The following is an 18,786-nucleotide window of genomic DNA, read 5'->3' on the forward strand; positions in this document are numbered from 1 at the left end:
TCTCCGCCATGCGGTCGGGGAAAGGCGTGGCGGCGAGCCGGTCCGCCGCGGATTGCGGTCTGAGGGAGAAAAAATGGATTTCGATTTCGCCGAGCTGCCCGAGATGGACCGTTACCGGCTGCTCACCAATTTCGTCGGGCCGCGCCCCATTGCACTCGTCACCACCATCGACGAGCATGGCTGCAACAATGCCGCGCCGATGAGCTTCTTCAATGTCTTCTCGCACGAGCCGCCGCTGCTCATCCTCGGCATGCAGACCCGCCCCGATGGCACCGCCAAGGACACCGTCGCCAACATTCGCCGCTCCGGCGAGTTCGTCGTCCACATGGTCGACATGGCGATCGCGAGCGAGATGATCGTCACTGGCATCAACTTCCCCGCCGACGTCGACGAGATCGAACTCGCCGGCCTGACCAGCACGCCGTCGAAAAAGGTCGCGGCACCGCGCATCGAGGAATCGCCCTGCGCCATGGAGTGCCGGGTGTCGCAGGTCCTCGACTACGGCCGCCGCACCATCGTCATCGGCGAGGTGGTGCAGATGTATGTCCGCGACGACTGCCTCGACGAGCGCGGCCGCTATGTCCGGCCCGAAGTCTACCAGCCGATCGCCCGTCTCCACGCCGATAACTACATCGTCGCCGCTGACCAGTTCGTGCTCAAGCGCCCGGCCGAGCTTTTTCCTCATGAGGAAGCCGCCACCAATGCCGCCCCGAAGTCGGAAAAGGTCATCGGCTGAGGCCAGGGACCGCGTCGGCCTAATCGCTCCACCGCAAGGCGTTTGCCCCCGACGGCCTTGCACAGAAAGGGCGCTCGTTTCGGGCGCCCTTTCTGTTTGGTGCGGCGTCAGTCCTCCGTCGCCGCGCCTATGTTCTCGCTCAGCACGCGCAGCACGCGTGTCGCGCTTTCGATGTCGGCCTCGTCGACACCGGTCAGCACCAGGCTGCGCAGTTCCGCCACATCGGCGAACATGCTGTCGGCCTCGCGCCGTGCCGTCGGTGTCAGGAAGATGCGCTTGGTGCGCCGGTCGCCGTCGGTGGTGCAGCGCACCACCAGCCCCTTCTTCTCCAGCCCGTCGATCAGGCCGACCAGCGAGGGCTGCTCGATCTGCATCTGCTCGGCCAGCTCGGCCTGCGTCTTGCCCTCGCATTTGGCGATCTGCATCATCAGCCGGGCGCGCGCCAGCGTCAGCCCGCGCTCCTTCACCCGCGCGTCGAACATCGTCCTGAGCTTGCGGTTGACCTTCAGCAATTCGTCGAAAAAGGCGCTCTTCAGCTCGGCGCTGCTCATGTCGATCCCCCTTTTGTTCTTTTGATTATCATTAGATACCTATGTAATTCGCGGCAATATCCTCGGCAAGAACCATCCTCCTAGTCCCTTCAGACGAGGCCGCGGCATCGATCACAATAGGTAATGTCCGTTCTCGCGCCGGATGGAGCGGCGCAGCCAGGGACGGAGGAGGTGGGGCATGGTCCTGCGCAATCTGGCAAAGCTCGACCTCAACCTGCTGCACGTCTTCGAAGCCGTCTATGGCGAGGCAAGCATCACCCGCGCCGCCGAGACGCTCAACGTCACCCAGCCGGCCGTTTCCAACAGCCTGGCGCGCCTGCGCGACATCTTCGGCGACCAGCTTTTTGTCCGCGCACGGCAGGGGATAGCGCCGACGCCGCTCGCAGAAACGCTGATCGGCCCCGTCCGCGAGGCGCTGACGGCGCTCGACCGTACGCTCGCCCGCCACGAGCGCTTCGATCCACTTGCTTCCGAACGCATCGTCTCCTTCAGCATGAGCGACTATGCCGAGGCCGTCGTGCTCGGGCCGTTCGTCGGCGAACTGAACCGGCTGGGATCGAGGCTGACGGTGCGCAACCGCTTCCTCGCCGAGCGCGACCTGTTTCCCGGACTGGCATCAGGCGAGATCGACTTTGCCGTCGAGTCGCATCCGCTGGCCGAGGATGGATTCGGCCAGAGGCTGCTGTTCAGCGACGAGTTCGTCTGCGTGATGCGCCGGGGCCATCCGGCCGCCACCGAGCCATTCACCATCGACCGCTACATGGCGCTCAGCCACCTGCACATCTCAAATCGCCCGCGCTTCTCCAATCTTGTCGATGGCGCTCTTGCCCGGATGAAGCTGAAGCGGCAGGTGGCGGTACATCTCGAACATTGCCTGGCAGCTGCCGCCATCCTGTCGCGCAGCGACCTCTGCCTGACCATCCCCACCTCCTTCGTCCGCCATTTCCTGCCCGACGACAGCTTCGTGTCGCTGCCGCGCCCGTTCCGCATGCCGGCGCTGCAGACCTGGCTCTACTGGCACCCGGCATCAGAGGGCAGCCCGGCGCATGACTGGGTTCGCGGCGTTCTCGACGATTGTTTCCCGCTGCCCGAGGCGGGGCAGGATCACTCAGGCTGATGTCGGTCATTCCGAATGGCAATTTGTCCTGGCTGACACGGCCGCCCTATAACTCAAGCCAACACCTGAGATCGAAGACCTGTCGCTGGGGCGATGGCCGCGAGGCTATCGCCGGGAGGATGGCGCATGCGTGCTGCGGCAAGCATCGAGGAGATTGTCGAGCGCGGGCTCTGCACCGGCTGCGGCGCCTGCGAAAGCCTGCTCGGACGCGACGCGTTGCGCATGGCCCTGTCGCCGGAAGGTTTCATGCGGCCACGCGGCCAGCGTCCGCTTGATAGGGTCGAGCAGCAGGCGGTGCTTGAGGTGTGCGCCGGACGCGCGCAGCGGGGCGCGGTCTCAGTCGAAGCCGAGCCGCACCGCATCTTCGGCCCTATGCTGCATCTCGCCAAGGGCCACGCGACCGACAAGGAGATCCGCTTCAGGAGCGCCACCGGCGGCGTGCTGACGGCGCTCGCGGTCTATCTTGTCGAGAGCGGCGAGGTCGACGGCGTATTGCAGGTCGGCGTCTCCAGCGACAACCCGCTGCTCAACGAAGCCAGGTTCAACACCACCCGCGAGCAGGTCGTCGCCTCGTCGGGTTCCCGCTATGGCCCGTCGGCACCGCTCAAGGATGTCGGCGCCTTGCTCGACAGCGGCCGCCGCTTCGCCTTCATCGGCAAGCCTTGCGACGTCGCCACCTTGCGCAACCTGGCGCTCGTCGATCCGCGCGTCGACCTGCAGATCCCCTACATGCTGGCGATGGTCTGCGGCGGCAATCCCAGCATCGCCGCCACCTACAACATCGTCAGGCGCTTCGGCGAGGACCACCACGACGTCGAGGAATTCCGCTATCGCGGCCATGGCTGGCCCGGCCCGACCTATCTGCGCACCAAGCAGGGCAGGGAACACAGCCAGACCTATGACGAGACCTGGTTCTCGAACCTCACCTACGAGCTGATGTTCCGCTGCAAGATCTGCGCCGATGGTGTGGGCGAGCACGCCGATGTCGTCGCTGGCGACTGCTGGGTCATGGAGGATGGCAAGCCGAGCCATCGCGAGGCCGGTGACGGCTGGAACATGCACATCGCCCGTACCGAGCGCGGCCGGCAGCTGATCGAGGACGCGGTTGTCGCCGGTTACATCCGCGAGGAGGCGTTCTCCGTCGCCGAGCTCGAGGCCATGCACGACGACCACGGCACCAAGAAGCGCTCGGTCCTTTGGCGGCTCGCCGGTCTCGCCCTGGCCGGCCAGCCATATCCCGATTACGGCGCGCTGCGCGTGCTGCAGGCCGGCCTAATCGCCAGCTGGCGCGAACGCTGGGCAGCCTTCCGCGGCACGCTGGCGCGTTCGCTCAAGCGTCGCAATCGCGAGAGCCCGATCACTTCGGGGACCTTCGTCCCGGACATCAAGACAAGCTGACAACAATCACCAAGGAGGAAACCATGTCTGTCGATCATCTGCGCGCCAAGCTTTCCGGCTCCGGCCCGGCCCTGTTCTTCCCGGATCCCGAAGTGCCGGCGATCTTCAATTTCGACCAGGGCCTGGCAGCCCCCGAGACCTTCCCGACCGAGGACCTCGTCCGTCTCGCCCGCAAGGCGCTCGACGAGCACGGCGCCAAGGTGCTCGATTATTTCGACCCGGCCACCGGCTATGAGGAGCTGGTCTTCGGCTTCAAGGGCCTACGCAAGGAAATCGCCGACCGCATCGAGCGCACCCAGGGCAAGCAGCTGGGCACGCTTGGCGTCATCCTGACCTCGGGCTCGGTACAGGGCATCGCGCTCGCGGCCAATGGCTACGTCAATCCGGGCGATGTCGTCGTCGCCGAGGCCGCGTCCTTCCCCTACGCGCTGCGCTTCATGCAGATGGCCGGCGGCGACCTGCGTACCGTTGCGGTCGACGACCACGGCATGGACATTGATGCGCTCGAAGTCCTGCTGAAAAACGTCAAGGCCGAAGGCAAGAAGGTCAAGGTCGTCTACACCATCCCGACCTTCCAGACGCCGACCTGTACCGAAATGTCGGTGCCGCGCCGCAAGCAGTTGCTCCAACTCGCCAGGGAACACGACTTCCTCATCATCGAGGACAATGTCTATGGCGACCTGCGTTTCGCCGGCGAGGAACTGCCGACCTTGTTGAGCCTCGACACCGACGACCGCGTCATCCAGTGCGGCAGCTTCTCCAAGATCGTGGCGCCGGCGCTGCGCCTCGGCTGGATCGCCGGCCCGGCCGCGGCCATCGAACCCATCGCTGCCGTGCGCCAGGATCTGGGCGTCAGCCAGTGGTACTCCCGTGTCATGGCCTCGTTCATGGCCGACGGGCTGCTTGAGGATCACATCGCCGAGGTCAACAAGGTCTACAAGAGCAAGGCCGAGACGGCGGCGCGCGCCGTGCGCGACTATTGCGGCAACTACGTCACCTTCCGCATGCCGCAGGGCTCGTTCTACCTCTGGCTTGAGATCGACGAGCGCGTCGACTGGCAGCGCGCCGCCGAACTGTCGGCCAAGGAAGGCATCTTCTTCCGCCCTGGCGAACGTTTCATGGGCGAGACCGACGGCCGTCAATTCCTGCGCCTCGCCTACAGCCACGTCAGCGAAGACATCATCGAGCGCGGCATCAAGAAGCTCGGCGAGATCCTCAGCGCCTGCGCCCGGGTTCCGGCATGAACCAAAGTGCAGGCATAGCCCGGGGTGCTGGCATGACATCGTCGTTGCACACCATCGCAACAGGATTCGTCTATCCCGAATGCCCCCGCTGGCATGACGGCCAGCTGTGGTTCGCCGACCAGCACGACGGTCTCGTCCATGTGCTCGATGGCGATGGCACGCGTCGCGACAGCTTCGCCGTTCCGGGCGGCCCCTCCGGCATGGGCTGGCGGCCGGACGGCGACCTGCTGATCGTGTCGATGAACGATCGCAAGCTGTTCCGGCGACATAGGGACGGCAAGCTTGTGCTTCACGCAGATCTCGCCGGTGTCCACCCGTTCCACTCGAACGACATGGTCATCGATGCGCACGGCCGCGCCTATGTCGGCAACATCGGCTTCGACTTCTACGCCGGCCAGCCGCCGACGCCGACGGTCTTGGCCGTGGTCGCGCCGGATGGTGCGGTCGGCATCGCCGCCGAGGGGCTCATGTGCCCCAATGGCGCTGTCATTTCGCCTGATGGCCGCACGCTTGTCATCGCCGAGTCGATGGCGGCACGTATCACCGCCTTCGACATCGCCGCCGACGGCAGCCTGTGCAGCCGCCGGCTGTTCGCGGCGGTCGACGGCCATGTGCCCGACGGTATCTGCCTCGACGCCGAGGGGCATATCTGGGCTGCATCGCCTTATGAAAAGACGGTGCTGCGCATCAGCCCGGCCGGCGAGTTCGTCGATCAGGTCGTCATCCCAGACGCCAGCCCCTATGCCTGCATGCTCGGCGGCGCCGACGGCCGCGACCTCTACATCTGTGTTGCCCCGCACCACGACCCCGAGATGACGGTGAAGCTCAGGGGAGGGCGGATCGATGTCGCCCGCGCGCCAGCACCGGGAGCGGGACGGCCATGAGCAACGTTGAACGCTTCAATCCGCCAGAGATGGCCTTCCCCGGCATGAGCCAGGCCGTCGGCTGCGGCGATTTCGTGCTGGTCTCCGGGCAGGTGGCGCTGAAGGACAAGCAGATCGTCTGCGCGGGCGATCCCGCCGGACAGACCGAGCAGGTGTTCCGCAACATCGAGGCGGTGCTGGCCGAGGCAGGTCTGACGCTCCGCCACGTCGTCTCGCTGCGCTGCTACCTGACCAGCACCGACGCCTATCAGCCCTACGCCTCGGTCAAGAACCGCCTCTTCGCCGACAACCCGCCGGCCGCTTCAGCCATGGTCGTGACCGCACTGGTCCTGCCCGAGATCATGGTCGAGGTCGAGGCGGTCGCCTGGCGCCACGCGCTTGCCAAACCGCCTGCGGTGTAGAACCTAGCCTCATGGAAACTGGCCGAGTCGGGTCCGCCCGGCCGGCCGCGCTTGCGGAGGCCCGATCTTGTCGATCACCATGTACGGCATCAAGAACTGCGACACGATCAAGAAGGCCCGGACCTGGCTCGAAGGCCATGGCGTCGCCTACGACTTCCACGATTACAAGGCCGTCGGCATCGACCGCAAAAGCCTGGAGAGCTGGGTCAAGGAATTCGGCTGGGAGACCGTGCTCAACCGCGCCGGCACCACCTTCAAGAAGCTGCCCGACGCCGACAAGGAAGGCCTCGACACTGAGAAGGCAATCGCGCTGATGCTCGCCCAGCCCTCGATGATCAAGCGCCCGATGCTCGACCTCGGCAGCCGCCGCCTCGTCGGCTTCAAGCCCGAGGCCTACGAAGCCGCATTCCCGGAGTGAAAGTCCCGGGGGGCCGTCCTCGGGGTATAGTCCCCGAGGGGATCAGCCCTGAGCCTACTTCGCCCGTGTGCCGAACCGCGCCATCGTCGCCGCCACCTCCTCGCGCAACCACGCCGAGAAATCGCGTACCTTGCGGCCGGGTCGCTCCAGCTTCGAGCTGACCATGTAGTAGCCGAGCCCGCTGGCAACCGTGATGCCGAACGGCGCCACCAGTCGTCCGTCGGCCAACGCATCGGCTGACAGCAGCTGCCAGGCCAACGCCACGCCCTGGCCGGCGACCGCCGCATCGATACCGAGGATCGGGTCGGTGAAGGACGGCCCGGCCGGCTGCACCGGGAACGGCTTTTGTAGCCCCGCCGCTTCGAACCAGCGCTCCCAGCTGATCATCGTGCTCTCGTCGGCGATGACGGGCAGATGCGCGAGATCGGCCGGCTCCTTGAGCTTCGTGGCAAGCGTCGGCGCGCAGACCGGAAACACCTCCTGCGCCAGCAAAAGCTCCGCCCGCGCGCCGGGCCAAGTGCCGTCGCCCATGCGGATCGCGAGATCGACGTCGGAATGGTCGAGATCGACCAGCCCGGTCGAGGCGTCAATCCTGAGCTTGATCTCGGGATGGCGCTGGTTGAAGCGGTTGAGCCGGGGCACCAGGAAGCGCGAGGCAAAAGCCGGCGCCACCGAAACCACCAGCACGTTGGTGGCCGCCTCGTCGGCCAGCGCCACCGCGCGGCCCAGTTCCTGGAAGCCGTTGGTCAGCCGCGCGCAGAACTCCGCCCCGAAGGCCGTCAGCGACAGTCCCGCGCCGGTGCGCTGGAAGATGGCGCGGCCCAATTGCGCTTCAGTGCGGCCGATCTGCTGGCTCACCGCGCTGGCCGACACGCCCAGCTCCTCTGCCGCCTTGACCAGCGAGCCGCAGCGCGCGACGCTCTCCACCGCGCGGAGCCCGTTCAGATGCACGCGATTGAGCGCCTGACTTGAGATTTTCTAAACTCCGCCTTCGGCATTCTTGATTGTAGCGTCAGCGTTTGTAGCGAAAATAGTGCGAAAGGATCAACGCCCAGGAGAAGTCAAATGAAGATTTTCTCAAGCCTCATCGCCCTGCTGCAAGGCCAGAACGATATCAGTGGCGTCGACAGCGAACGTTTCCTCGCCTGGCTGCGCGACCCGCTTTCTCATCCTGATATCGCGCGCATGGACGAGCGCGAGCTCGCCGACCTGCCGCTCGGCCGTGGTTTTCGCCCCGCTTTGCCGGTGCCGAGCGAGTGCCGTGCCTAGAGCAACAGAAGGGCATGGCCGAGCACGCCGATAGCGGCCGCGCCTAGGGTCAACACGCTGAGCCCAAACCCTGTCGCGCGCTGCCACTGCGCCGCCCCGGCATGGGTGAAGTGCCAGGCATGCACCGCGCGGCCAAAGGTGAAGGCCGCGCCCAGCACATGGATAGCCACTGCTGGCGCGCCGAGCGCCGCCGCGAACCCCAGCAGCACCAGCATCACGGGGATGTTCTCTATAGCGTTGGCATGCCCGCGCATCGTGCGGCCGAGATGTGCCACCCCGCCATCGCCGATCACCACCATATGCCTGCGCCGCACCAGCGCCGTCGCCGCCGTCAGCCACAACAGAATCAGCGCGTTGAGCCCGGCATAGAGTCCCGCTGCGGCAAGGGCTGACTGGTTCATTTCGTCTCCGAACTGGCTAAATGACCAAACTGTAATATTCCGGCGCGGAAAATCGCCACGATCCGGCGTGCATTGCAACAGGCGGGCGCCACGAGGGATTCCCTTGTGCCACGAAGTGTGACTTCATGCGGCCAACAGGCAATGCCACCGTCTCCGAAAGGAACCCGGAACCGTGTTCATATCGTTCTTCCCGCAGCCGAAGCTGTTTTTCACCTCGGCTGCTCTCTGGAGCCTGGCGCTTGTTCTGTTCTGGTTCTTTGGCGGGGCGCAACTGGGCGCCCTGTTTGGTTTGCCGCCGGCGGCGCCGGGTACGCCACCCATCATCGGCATCACAGTGTTTCTGTCGGCGCCGTTTGTGTGGTTCTACATCTATTATGTCGTCGGCGTTTTGCTCTTCTATGCCTTCTGGCGCTGGTATTCGCCCCATCCCTGGCAGAACTGGTCGATCCTCGTCACCTCGGTCATCCTGTTCCTGATCTATTTCAACGTTCAGGTCAGCGTCGCCGTCAACAACTGGTACGGCCCGTTCTTCGATTACGTCCAGGGCTTGATGGGCGGCACCACCAATTCGACCAACGCCGAGTTCTATGCCGGCGCGGCCAGCTTTGCCTGGCTGGCGCTGATCGGCATGAACGTCTCGGTCGTCAACGCCTATGTGGTGCAGCACTGGATCTTCCGCTGGCGCACCGCCATGAACGACTACTTCATGCAGAACTGGAGCAAGCTTCGCCACATCGAAGGCGCCTCGCAGCGTATCCAGGAGGATACAATGCGTTTCGCCCAGATCATGGAAGACCTGGGGTCCAGCTTCGTGGCGTCGATCATGACGCTGATCGCCTTCCTGCCCGTTCTGATCGAGCTGCAGAAGCACATCACCGAATTGCCGATCATCGGCGCCGTCCCGCAGCCGCTCATCCTCGCCGCCATAGGCTGGTGCTTGCTCGGCACGGTGTCGGTCATGCTGGCAGGCGTGAAATTGCCGGGCCTGCAGTTCCGCAACCAGCGCGTCGAGGCTGCCTACCGCAAGGAACTCGTCTATGGCGAGGATCACGCCGACCGTGCCCAGCCGGCGACCACCACCGAGCTGTTCACCAATGTGCGCAAGAACTACTTCCGGCTCTATGCGCACTACATTTACTTCAACGTCGTCCGCTACACCTACCTGCAGGCCGACAACATCTTCTCCTTCATCATCCTCGGGCCGTCGATCGTCGCGCACAAGATCACGCTTGGGCCGATGAACCAGATCTCGAATGCCTTCGGCCGCGTGACCGGATCGCTGCAGTTCTTGCTCAATTCCTGGTCGACGATCGTCGAGCTGCAATCGGTCCACAAGCGCCTGCGCGCCTTCGAGGCTACACTGTCGGGCGAGGCGCTTCCCGACATCGATCAGCGCTATCTCGACCGGAAGAAGACCGGTTCCGAACCGGAGAGCGAGCCGGCCTGAGCGCGGGCGCGCCCCTGTTTTCGGGGCGCGACCCGTCACTAGGGCCAGGCGTCGGCGTGGATCGAACAAGTCAGACAATTATTGCGGGCGCAAATAACTGAGGGTGCGAGTTCTGCACCCTCCTGCAGCTTCGCGGTCACGGCATGGATCCCCGGTCTCCGCAGTCGCTGGCGCTCCTGCTCCGCCCGAGGATGACGAAGGTGGGGAGGTCCCGGCTAATCGCCGATGTCTCACAAAGGGTCGCATCCAAAGGACGCGTATCCGCCAGTCGGAAAGGTTTGGAGCCAATCTCCCACGTTGAAGCAATCTTCAATCTTTGAGCCAATCGGAACGTTGGAGATTGGCGGAGACCTCCCCCGCTTTCGTCATCCTCGGGCGGAGCAGGAGCGTAGCGAACTGCAGAGACCCGGGGATCCATGCCGTGACGTTGACGACTCCTGCACGGTGCAGGATTTGTAGCCAATCAGAGGCCAGCGGCTAGCCACGAGGACAGGGGAACGTCACCTCAAGCGCGAGCGGGTCACCCCCCGCGCCGCTCACCCGCCGGTCTGCACCGGCGCCGCGTCCTTCCGCATCCCAACATAGTCGGCATAGCTGATGCATTCGACATCCGCTTTCACGCACACCTCGCCGGCGAAGCGCTCCAGTGCGCGCCAATAGGCACCGTCGTTCATCAGGGTGAAGTGGAAGCCGATCTGCAGCGGAACGCGTCCGCCTTCGTATTGGGTATCGAAGGCCCTGCGGAACGCGTCATAGGCGCGGCCTTCATACTTCGCCGCTTCCTCGGGCTTGTCGACACCACCGGAATGGCGGACGAACAGATTGTAGTCCATCGCGATGATGCGCCGCTCCGAGGGTCCCTCGGGAATCTGCGGCAGGGCAAAATCCATCATCGAGCCGTCGAGCCTGGGTTCTTCAGGTCCGCGCGACACGCCGCTGGCATTGTAGGCAAAACCCTTGTCGCGCAACGCGGCTGTCAGCCCCTTGCTGTCGGACAGATATGGCGCGCGAAACCCCTTCACCGAGGCGGCGATCCTGGCCCAGCCATCCGGCTCGGGCGAGATGCCGTTGATCTTGTAGGCATCGCGCATGATTGTCGAAAAGGCGTCGAACTCCTTGGTCCACTCGGCCTTGCTCCACTTGCCGCCATCGAAATGGCCGCAGGCGTGGCTGGCGATGTCGTGGCCCTCGGCAGCGGCAAGGTTGATCTGCCCGAGGCGGTCGACAACCTCCTGCTTGGTCATGGCGAAGCCGACATTCGACTTGCCCGCTGATCGTCCCGGCGCCTGGTAGCTGCCGCGCGTCTCGCGCGACAACAGGAACACGCAAGAGAGGAAATAAGTGAAGCGTGCGCCCGTGCGCGCCGCCAACTCGCGGCTGCGCTGCCATTGCGCCAGGTCATGCGCGCCGTCGAACGAAATCAGCACGATCTGCGGCTTCTTGACGTCCTCGACCTTGGGCGCAGGCCCGGCCAAGGCGGAAGACGCGATCAATGACGCGGATACGAGGACTGGGAACGCTTTGATCATGTCGAACTTCGATGCAATTTCGGGGGCTTGTCAGGAGGTTTGGGCGACATCAGCCGGTAGGGCCGAAATGTGGCACGGATGCGTCCCGCCGCCTATGCGCCCATTTGGGCTAGTGGGGAAAGAGTTTCCACGGTGATGAGGGCTTCTTTTGCTTTCGTGGCGTCGAGCCCTAAAGGCCACCTCACGTCATCGCCTTATTCCTTCGCACCCCTCTCTGGCCTGCCGGCCATCTCCCCCACAAGGAGGGAGATTAGTCGCTTCGCCGGCTGCGCTCCTCCTGCAACGTAGAAAGGGTAGGCCGTGCGACGTCAGCGATTGGGCGAGACGCCGATGAAGGCATGATCTCCCTCTTTGTGGGGGAGATGGCCCGCAGGCCAGAGGGGGGTGAGAAGGATCACGAGGCCAAAGGTTGGCTTCGTATGGAACGACCGCTGACGCCCGTTGTCAGTATCTCTGTCACCAACCCCCGTGGATAGCCGCCCTCGCTTTTCCACGCCCTCACTACCTCCCGTACAATTCCCCTCGCGATCTTCCACGGGACTCCGGTGCGCACCGGGCAGCGGGGGGAAGCGCCGGTGCCGGGCTGGCAGGAGGTCGGATCTCCTGCTGGGTGATGAGCCCCCAAGCCCGGGCCTTGCGGCGGCTGGCGGTGAAAGCCGAGGCGACTGAGCGGGGCAAGAACACCGAGCGGGGGCGCGAACGTCGCGCCACATACTTACTATCGGAAGGCACGGCCTCGCGCCCCGCTTCCCGAACTTTCAAACAATGGCCAGACCGGAAACGGGGCGTGGCGGTGAAAAAGCTTGGCCCTTCTCCCCACTCACTGGGAGAGGGGCTCGGCAGGGGGATGAGGGCGGCGCAAATTTTCAAAACTTGGCTCTGCCCCTCACCCGACCCTCTCCCCGCAAACGGGACGAGGGAACTCCCTCCCACCGAATTTCCGCCCCGCCCCCTTCCATGGCGGCGAAATTCCGCTAAAACGCAGGCTCAAACGGCCCCCGAGGGGCAGAGGTGATTGGATAGCATGTCGGACGACAGTTTCTTTCGTGAAGTAAACGAGGAAATTCGCCAGGAGAAGGCGAAGGCCCTGTGGGACAGCTATGGCCCCGCAGCCATCGTCATCGCCGTGCTGATCGTCATCGGCACCGGCCTGTTCGTGGCCTGGGAATACTGGGTCGAAAACAAGGCCAACAGCTCCGGTGACCGCTTCTCGCAGGCGCTGACCCTCGCCAACACCGGCAAGGCCGACGAAGCGCTTGCCGCTTTCGACGCGCTCGAAAAGGACGGCTACGGTGCCTATCCGCTGCTCGCCCGCATGCGCGCCGCCACCGTCCAGGCCGACAAGGGCGACTTCAAGGCCGCAGTCGCCGGCTTTGACGAAGTCGCCGCCGACAACTCGATTCCCAATGTCATTCGCGATGTCGCCCGTCTGCGCGCCGCACTGCTGCTCGTCGACAACGGCAGCTACGCCGATGTCTCGGGCCGCGTCGAGGCCTTGACCAACGACACCAACCCGCTGCGCCATTCGGCCCGCGAGGCGCTTGGCCTTGCCGCCTGGAAGGAAGGCAAGCTTGCCGACGCGCTCAAGCTGTTCGAGCAGATTTCCTCCGACGAAGGCGCGCCGCGCAATGCGCGTCAGCGTTCCAACCTCCTGGCCGAACTGATCCGCGGTTCCGGCAACGCGTCGTGATGCGGGCCCGATGGCTTTCAAGATTGCGATAATCGGCCGGCCCAACGTCGGCAAATCCACCCTTTTCAACCGCCTGGTTGGAAAGAAGATCGCCCTTGTCGACGACACGCCCGGCGTGACGCGCGACCGCCGCGTGCACGCAGCCAAGCTCTACGATCTCGTCTTCGACGTCATCGACACGGCCGGCTTCGAGGACGCTGGTGCTGCGACGCTCCAGGGCCGCATGCGGGCGCAGACCGAGATCGCCATCAAGGAAGCCGATCTCATCTTCTTCATGGTCGACGCCAAGGCGGGTCTCACGCCTGACGACCGTACCTTCGTCGAGATCGTGCGCCGTTCCGGCAAGCCGGTGGTGCTCGTCGCCAACAAGTCAGAGGCGCGTGGTGCTGCGGGCGGCGCGCTCGAGGCCTGGGAACTCGGCATCGGCGAGCCGGTGCAGATCTCGGCCGAACATGGTCTTGGCATGCCCGACCTGCGCGATGCCGTCGTCGAGGCGCTTGGCAAGGAAGTCGTGTTCGCCGATGACGAGGACGAGGCCGGCGACGTTGCCGAAAGCGACGTGCTGATCGGCGAGGATATCGCCGATCCCGACGCCGAAGAGGCGCCCGCCTATGACGAGACCAAGCCGCTGCGCATCGCCGTCGTCGGCCGGCCCAATGCCGGCAAGTCGACGCTGATCAATGCGCTGATCGGCGAGGAGCGCCTGCTCACCGGGCCCGAGGCCGGCATCACTCGTGATTCGATTTCGGTCGACTGGGACTGGCAGGGCCGCAGCATCAAGATGTTTGATACTGCCGGCATGCGCCGCAAGGCCAAGGTCCAGGAGAAGCTCGAGAAGCTGTCGGTGCAGGACGGCCTGCGCGCCATCCGCTTCGCCGAGATCGTCATCATCGTGCTCGATGCAACGATCCCGTTCGAAAAGCAGGACCTGCAGATCGCTGACCTGATCATCCGCGAGGGCAGGGCACCCGTCATCGCCTTCAACAAGTGGGACCTCATCGACAACCCGCAGGAAGCGCTGGCCGAGCTGCGCGAAAAGACCGAGCGGCTGTTGCCGCAGGCGCGCGGCCTGCAGGCGGTGCCGATGTCGGCTGAGACCGGCCGCGGCTTGGAGAAGCTGATGGACGCGGTGATGAAGACCCACCGGGTCTGGAACAGCCGCGTGTCGACCGGCAAGCTCAACCGCTGGCTCGAAGGCATCCTTGCCCATCATCCGCCGCCCGCCGTTGCCGGCCGCCGGCTCAAGATCAAGTACATCACCCAGGCCAAGACCAGGCCTCCGGGCTTCGTGCTGTCCTGCTCGCGCCCCGACGCGATGCCGCAATCTTACGTGCGCTATCTCGTCAACAATCTGCGCGACGCCTTCAACATGCCGGGCGTGCCGATCCGCATGGCGCTGCGGGCCTCGGACAACCCGTTCGCCGGGCGGGCCAAGAAGAAGAAATGAAACATCGAAGGGCTCGCGCAAGCGGGCCCTTTTTGCATTGCGCCAACGTTGCGCCCGTTAACGCTCCATCAAGGTTAATGCTTCATTTTCCTCTCCAGTAGGGTGTGTTGCGTCCTGGAGAGTTTCCGTGCATCGAGGTGTTGTGAAGCGGCGGTTTGCTGCTGCCCGCGAGGGAAGACGTTCGTTCTTGGCGCCGGCCGTCATCGGCCTTGGCATCTGGCTCGGCTTTCCCACAGTCGCTGCCTATCAGGACATGACCAGCCTCGTCTCCGGCCTCGAAGGCCAGAACACGCGTTGGAGCGCCTACGTCGAGAAAGCCGCGGCCGGCTCGGTCCATGCCGCCGAAATGCCCTTCGTCGATGGCATCATCACCGGCCCCATCTCAGGCTCGGGCGTCAAGATCGCCGGCGTCGGCACGGTCTCATTCCGCGGCAAGAAGTTCGGCTCGTCCGACCTGCCCGATGAAGACCGCATCGTTCGCGTCGACAAGAAGGCCCGCATCGTCAACATTTCAAGGGTCAGCCCGCCGAAGAACTTCACCGCTGGCTCGGTGTTCGAGCGCACCAGCTCGCTTCTGCGTCCGGCCCTCGATAGCGGCCTCAAGCTGACCTTCGCCAAGCCCGACATCAAGGGCAAGGAAATCCAGATCGCCGGCTCATTCCATGTCAAGGAAACCGAAAAGCGCACCGCGCGCGGGGTCCCGGCAATGCTGGCCTCACTGGTCAACAACGACAAGGCCGACATCCTGGCCACCGCCTACGCACCGGCTGCACCTGACTATGCCAAGGCCTCGCCATTCGAGGCCCTGCTGCGCGACGACGACGAAGCCAACGGCCGCTTCATCCCGCCGATGGGCAAGGGTGATCACTGGTGGCTGGCCAATCCGCTGCCGGCGAGCGTGTTCTCCAAGGCCGAGCAGGCCTGCCTCGCCAACGGCATCTACTTCGAAGCGCGCGGCGAATCGGTGCGCGGCCAGGCGGCAGTCGCCCAGGTCATTCTCAACCGCGTCCGCAACCCGGCCTATCCAGGCACCATCTGCGGCGTCGTCTACCAGAATGATGGCTGGTTCAACCGCTGCCAGTTCTCGTTTGCCTGCGACGGCATCAAGGACCGCGTCACCAGCCCCTCGCACTACAAGACCGCCCAGGACGTCGCCATGGCAGTGACGGCCGGCAAGATCTTCATCCCGGAAGTCGGCTCCTCGACCCACTACTACGCCAACTACGTCAATCCTGGCTGGGCGCGCGGCATGAAGAAGATGACCAAGATCGGCCTGCACATCTTCTACCGCACCTATGGCGGCGGCTGGAGCTGATCGTATCTGGCCGGGCTCATGGAGTCGGCCAGCCGCCAGATTGCACGCGGATTCGGCGGGTGATCATGGAGCGGAGCCACGGGCAGGATGTCGCACTTCAACAACTAGCTGATTTTCCTACATAAAATACTTAGTTAGATGGGCCTCCCCGTGGCTTGACGGGCAGGGGCCCTCTAACTATGTTGCCGGCGACTTTGAAGCGGACGAATGGATACGCTCGGACCGGGTGGGAGTTTGCAATGGCCAAGCCTTCGGGCCCAGGCGGAAATGGAAACTCCCGGCCTGAAAATCGAGCCGAGAACGATCACCGCGACGACGAACTCGAGCGCCGTCGGCAACAGCTTGAAGCAACGCTTGCGACAAGACGCCAGACTGCCCGCGAGGGGGAAAAGAGTGCAGGGTCGAATGGTGTGACCGGCTACGGCCAGGCACTGAAGCTGTCCAGCGAGTTCATCGCCGGGATCGCGGTTGGTGTCGGTTTGGGTTGGATCATCGACCGGATGGCAGGCACGTCGCCTTGGGGCTTGATCGTGTTTCTGCTGCTCGGCTTCGGCGCCGGCGTGCTCAATGTCCTGCGTTCGGCAGGAATGGTTACTGATGCCGGTATCAGGTCGCCCGACAAGAAGTCGGACGAACCGGAAAAGAAATAGCAGCGCTGCAAGGCGCAATTTAGGCGAAGGGGGGCCAGCGTGGCCAACGATCCAATTCATCAGTTTCAGATCGCGAAATTGATTCCGATCGAGATCGGCGGCCTCGACTTCTCCTTCACCAACTCGTCCGCCTTCATGGTCGCCACCGTGATCGTCGCCAGTGCCTTCCTGTTCCTGACGACGTCGAGCCGCGGCCTGGTGCCGAGCCGCCTGCAGTCGGTTTCGGAGATGTCTTACGAATTTGTCGCCTCGATGCTACGAGACGCGGCGGGTTCCCAGGGCATGCGCTTCTTCCCGCTGGTGTTTTCGCTGTTCATGTTCGTGCTCGTCGCCAACCTGATCGGCCTGTTCCCCTACTTCTTCACCGTCACCAGCCATCTCATCGTCACCTTCGCTCTGGCGCTGCTGGTCATCGGTACGGTCATCGTCTACGGCTTCATGAAGCACGGCTTCGGCTTCCTGAAGCTCTTCGTGCCGCATGGCGTGCCTGGCATCCTGGTGCCGCTGGTCGTGCTGATCGAGGTGATCTCGTTCCTGTCGCGTCCGATCAGCCTTTCGGTTCGTCTGTTCGCAAACATGCTGGCCGGCCACATCACGCTCAAGGTTTTCGCTGGTTTCGTCACTTCGCTCAGCGCATTCGGCGCTGTCGGCGTCGTCGGCTCGATCCTGCCGCTGTTCATGACGGTGGCGATCACCGGCCTGGAAGTCCTGGTCGCGTTCCTGCAAGCCTACGTGTTTGCGGTTCTGACCTGCATGTACCTCAACGACGCCCTGCACCCGGGCCACTAATTCGACGGCGGCTGCCGCCGTCTTGGATACCGCAACTAGATCTTCGATCCACAAGGAGTTGGACAATGGAAGTTGAAGCAGCAAAGGCAATCGGCGCAGGCATCGCTTGTCTCGGCATGGGCGGCGCAGGCATCGGCCTGGGCACCATTTTCGGTAACTACCTGTCGGGCGCCCTGCGCAACCCGTCGGCAGCTGACGGCCAGTTCGGCCGCCTGATTTTCGGCTTCGCCGTTACCGAAGCTCTGGGCATCTTCTCGCTCCTCGTCGCTCTGCTCCTGCTCTTCGCATAAGAGCCGCGCAAGCGAGTTGACCGGCCGCGTGTTGCGGCCGGTGGGATGACAGGGGATAGAGATGTTTGTCACGCCGGGTTACGCCGAGGAAGTCGCACCTGCGGCCGGGGAAGCTCATTCTACCGACGCAACCGCTGCGCACACGGAAACGGGTGCGGAGCATGGCGGTGGTGGTCTGTTTCCGCCTTTCGATACGTCGAACTATCCGTCGCAGCTGTTGTGGCTCGCGATCACTTTCGGCCTGTTCTATCTCTTCCTGAAGAACGTCGTGCTGCCGCGTGTCGGCGGCATCCTCGAGGTGCGCCGCGATCGCATCGCCGGGGACCTCGACCAGGCTGCCCGGATGAAGTCCGAGGCGGATGCGGCGGTTGCCGCATACGAGCAGGAGCTTGCCGAGGCCAAGGCCAGGGCAAACGCCATCGGCCAGGAAGCACGCGACGAAGCCAAGGCGGAAGCCGAAGCCAAGCGCAAGGAAGTCGAAACCGGGCTCGACCAGAAGCTCACCGCGGCGGAAGCTCGCATCGCTACCATCAAGGCAAACGCCATGAAGGAAGTGGGCACCATCGCCGAGGACACCGCTGCCGCGATCGTCCAGGCTCTGGGTACCGGCAAGGTCGACAAGGCTGACATCGCCGCCGCCGTCAAGGCAGCGAGCAAGTAGGAGAGGGGCCATGGACGCAACATTCTGGGCCACAGTCGCTCTCGTCATCTTCGTTGGCGTCGTCCTGTACCTGAAGGTGCCGGGCATGCTCTCGAAGTCGCTCGACGAGCGCGCCGAACGCATCCGCGCCGAACTCGAAGACGCACGCAAGCTTCGTGAAGAAGCCCAGCAGCTGCTCGCCGAGTACCAGCGCAAGCGCAAGGAAGCCGAGAAGGAGGCCGCCGACATCGTCGATCTGGCCAAGCGCGAAGCTGGCCTTCTCGCTGAAGAAGCTCACAAGAAGACCGAAGAGTACGTCGCTCGCCGGACCGCACTTGCCGAGCTCAAGATCGGCCAGGCTGAACGCGATGCCGTCAACGAAGTTCGCGCCAACGCTGTCGACCTCGCGGTCGAGGCAGCTCGCCAGATCTTCGCCGGCAAGGCCGACGCCAAGACCAACGCCGACCTGTTCAAGGGCTCGGTGCAGGAACTGAAGGCCAAGCTCAACTAAGTCGGGCAGCCAAGCAGATTTGAAAAGGCCGCTGGAATTTCCGGCGGCTTTTTTGTTTT

At 64.1% G+C, this 18,786-nt stretch carries 21 protein-coding genes; 17 read left to right on the forward strand and 4 right to left on the reverse strand.

The genetic code is table 11. The features are described from left to right. Nucleotides 1-73: 73 nt before the first annotated feature. Nucleotides 74-736: a flavin reductase family protein gene (locus ACSQ3E_RS06450; protein WP_436122058.1), complete on the forward strand. Its 663-nt coding sequence runs from the start codon at nucleotides 74-76 to the stop codon at nucleotides 734-736. A gap of 107 nt (nucleotides 737-843) precedes the next feature. Here the strand turns inward: ACSQ3E_RS06450 and ACSQ3E_RS06455 are convergent, their stop codons facing one another. Beyond that, nucleotides 844-1,287, reverse strand: a complete 444-nt coding sequence (locus tag ACSQ3E_RS06455; protein WP_436122059.1) for a MarR family winged helix-turn-helix transcriptional regulator — start codon at nucleotides 1,285-1,287, stop codon at nucleotides 844-846. Between the two features lie 178 nt (nucleotides 1,288-1,465). Between ACSQ3E_RS06455 and ACSQ3E_RS06460 the strand changes: the two genes are divergently transcribed. The 6 genes from ACSQ3E_RS06460 to ACSQ3E_RS06485 all read left to right on the forward strand — a co-directional run bounded on the left by ACSQ3E_RS06460 (nucleotide 1,466) and on the right by ACSQ3E_RS06485 (nucleotide 6,749). Continuing rightward, nucleotides 1,466-2,404, forward strand: a complete 939-nt coding sequence (locus tag ACSQ3E_RS06460) for a LysR family transcriptional regulator (protein ID WP_436122060.1) — start codon at nucleotides 1,466-1,468, stop codon at nucleotides 2,402-2,404. A gap of 126 nt (nucleotides 2,405-2,530) precedes the next feature. Further along, nucleotides 2,531-3,802, forward strand: a complete 1,272-nt coding sequence (locus ACSQ3E_RS06465; protein WP_436122061.1) for a Coenzyme F420 hydrogenase/dehydrogenase, beta subunit C-terminal domain — start codon at nucleotides 2,531-2,533, stop codon at nucleotides 3,800-3,802. Between the two features lie 23 nt (nucleotides 3,803-3,825). Continuing rightward, the gene (locus tag ACSQ3E_RS06470; RefSeq protein ID WP_436122062.1) at nucleotides 3,826-5,046 is read left to right on the forward strand and encodes a PLP-dependent aminotransferase family protein; all 1,221 of its coding nucleotides are present in this window, start codon (nucleotides 3,826-3,828) and stop codon (nucleotides 5,044-5,046) included. Nucleotides 5,047-5,078: 32 nt separating this feature from the next. Further along, nucleotides 5,079-5,930 (forward strand): SMP-30/gluconolactonase/LRE family protein, encoded by an 852-nt coding sequence (locus ACSQ3E_RS06475; protein ID WP_436122063.1) that lies wholly within the window; start codon nucleotides 5,079-5,081, stop codon nucleotides 5,928-5,930. Beyond that, a complete protein-coding gene (locus tag ACSQ3E_RS06480; protein WP_310323028.1) occupies nucleotides 5,927-6,331 on the forward strand; it encodes a RidA family protein in 405 nt (134 codons plus the stop codon). Before ACSQ3E_RS06475 ends, ACSQ3E_RS06480 begins: the two co-directional genes overlap by 4 nt. A 67-nt stretch (nucleotides 6,332-6,398) precedes the next feature. After that, nucleotides 6,399-6,749 carry an ArsC family reductase gene (locus ACSQ3E_RS06485; protein ID WP_436122064.1) on the forward strand — a complete coding sequence of 117 codons (351 nt, stop codon included), beginning with the start codon at nucleotides 6,399-6,401 and terminating at the stop codon, nucleotides 6,747-6,749. 54 nt (nucleotides 6,750-6,803) lie between these two features. Here the strand turns inward: ACSQ3E_RS06485 and ACSQ3E_RS06490 are convergent, their stop codons facing one another. Then, nucleotides 6,804-7,700 (reverse strand): LysR substrate-binding domain-containing protein, encoded by an 897-nt coding sequence (locus ACSQ3E_RS06490; protein WP_436122065.1) that lies wholly within the window; start codon nucleotides 7,698-7,700, stop codon nucleotides 6,804-6,806. A gap of 114 nt (nucleotides 7,701-7,814) precedes the next feature. Here ACSQ3E_RS06490 and ACSQ3E_RS06495 point away from each other — a divergent pair, with 114 nt between their 5' ends. After that, nucleotides 7,815-8,018 (forward strand): hypothetical protein, encoded by a 204-nt coding sequence (locus ACSQ3E_RS06495; protein WP_436122066.1) that lies wholly within the window; start codon nucleotides 7,815-7,817, stop codon nucleotides 8,016-8,018. Here the strand turns inward: ACSQ3E_RS06495 and ACSQ3E_RS06500 are convergent. After that, complete coding sequence (locus ACSQ3E_RS06500) at nucleotides 8,015-8,419, reverse strand: MAPEG family protein (protein WP_436122067.1); 405 nt, start codon at nucleotides 8,417-8,419, stop codon at nucleotides 8,015-8,017. The genes ACSQ3E_RS06495 and ACSQ3E_RS06500 overlap by 4 nt on opposite strands. A 172-nt stretch (nucleotides 8,420-8,591) precedes the next feature. Here ACSQ3E_RS06500 and sbmA point away from each other — a divergent pair, with 172 nt between their 5' ends. Continuing rightward, complete coding sequence (gene sbmA / locus ACSQ3E_RS06505) at nucleotides 8,592-9,866, forward strand: peptide antibiotic transporter SbmA (RefSeq protein WP_310323036.1); 1,275 nt, start codon at nucleotides 8,592-8,594, stop codon at nucleotides 9,864-9,866. A gap of 536 nt (nucleotides 9,867-10,402) precedes the next feature. Here sbmA and ACSQ3E_RS06510 read toward each other — a convergent pair. Continuing rightward, a complete protein-coding gene (locus tag ACSQ3E_RS06510) occupies nucleotides 10,403-11,395 on the reverse strand; it encodes a polysaccharide deacetylase (RefSeq protein WP_436122068.1) in 993 nt (330 codons plus the stop codon). 1,024 nt (nucleotides 11,396-12,419) lie between these two features. Between ACSQ3E_RS06510 and ACSQ3E_RS06515 the strand changes: the two genes are divergently transcribed. The 8 genes from ACSQ3E_RS06515 (at nucleotide 12,420) to ACSQ3E_RS06550 (ending at nucleotide 18,727) form a co-directional block, all read left to right on the forward strand. Next, entirely contained in the window at nucleotides 12,420-13,085 is a 666-nt protein-coding gene (locus ACSQ3E_RS06515; RefSeq protein WP_436122069.1) for a tetratricopeptide repeat protein, read from the forward strand. A gap of 10 nt (nucleotides 13,086-13,095) precedes the next feature. Beyond that, nucleotides 13,096-14,532 (forward strand): ribosome biogenesis GTPase Der, encoded by a 1,437-nt coding sequence (der, locus tag ACSQ3E_RS06520; protein WP_436122070.1) that lies wholly within the window; start codon nucleotides 13,096-13,098, stop codon nucleotides 14,530-14,532. Between the two features lie 127 nt (nucleotides 14,533-14,659). Beyond that, nucleotides 14,660-15,847 carry a cell wall hydrolase gene (locus ACSQ3E_RS06525; RefSeq protein ID WP_436122071.1) on the forward strand — a complete coding sequence of 396 codons (1,188 nt, stop codon included), beginning with the start codon at nucleotides 14,660-14,662 and terminating at the stop codon, nucleotides 15,845-15,847. Nucleotides 15,848-16,086: 239 nt separating this feature from the next. Beyond that, complete coding sequence (locus tag ACSQ3E_RS06530) at nucleotides 16,087-16,497, forward strand: AtpZ/AtpI family protein (protein WP_436122072.1); 411 nt, start codon at nucleotides 16,087-16,089, stop codon at nucleotides 16,495-16,497. Nucleotides 16,498-16,536: 39 nt separating this feature from the next. Next, on the forward strand, nucleotides 16,537-17,286 hold the full coding sequence (locus ACSQ3E_RS06535; RefSeq protein ID WP_310323048.1) for a F0F1 ATP synthase subunit A: 750 nt from the start codon (nucleotides 16,537-16,539) through the stop codon (nucleotides 17,284-17,286). A gap of 65 nt (nucleotides 17,287-17,351) precedes the next feature. Further along, nucleotides 17,352-17,576, forward strand: coding sequence for a F0F1 ATP synthase subunit C (locus ACSQ3E_RS06540; protein ID WP_182575428.1), 225 nt, complete (start codon nucleotides 17,352-17,354; stop codon nucleotides 17,574-17,576). A gap of 61 nt (nucleotides 17,577-17,637) precedes the next feature. Next, complete coding sequence (locus tag ACSQ3E_RS06545) at nucleotides 17,638-18,237, forward strand: F0F1 ATP synthase subunit B (RefSeq protein ID WP_436122073.1); 600 nt, start codon at nucleotides 17,638-17,640, stop codon at nucleotides 18,235-18,237. A 10-nt stretch (nucleotides 18,238-18,247) separates the two neighbouring features. After that, nucleotides 18,248-18,727, forward strand: coding sequence for a F0F1 ATP synthase subunit B (locus tag ACSQ3E_RS06550; protein ID WP_182575427.1), 480 nt, complete (start codon nucleotides 18,248-18,250; stop codon nucleotides 18,725-18,727). Nucleotides 18,728-18,786: the final 59 nt, after the last annotated feature.

Source organism: Aminobacter sp. LjRoot7, from assembly GCF_964252895.1.
Lineage (GTDB): Bacteria > Pseudomonadota > Alphaproteobacteria > Rhizobiales > Rhizobiaceae > Aminobacter > Aminobacter aminovorans_B.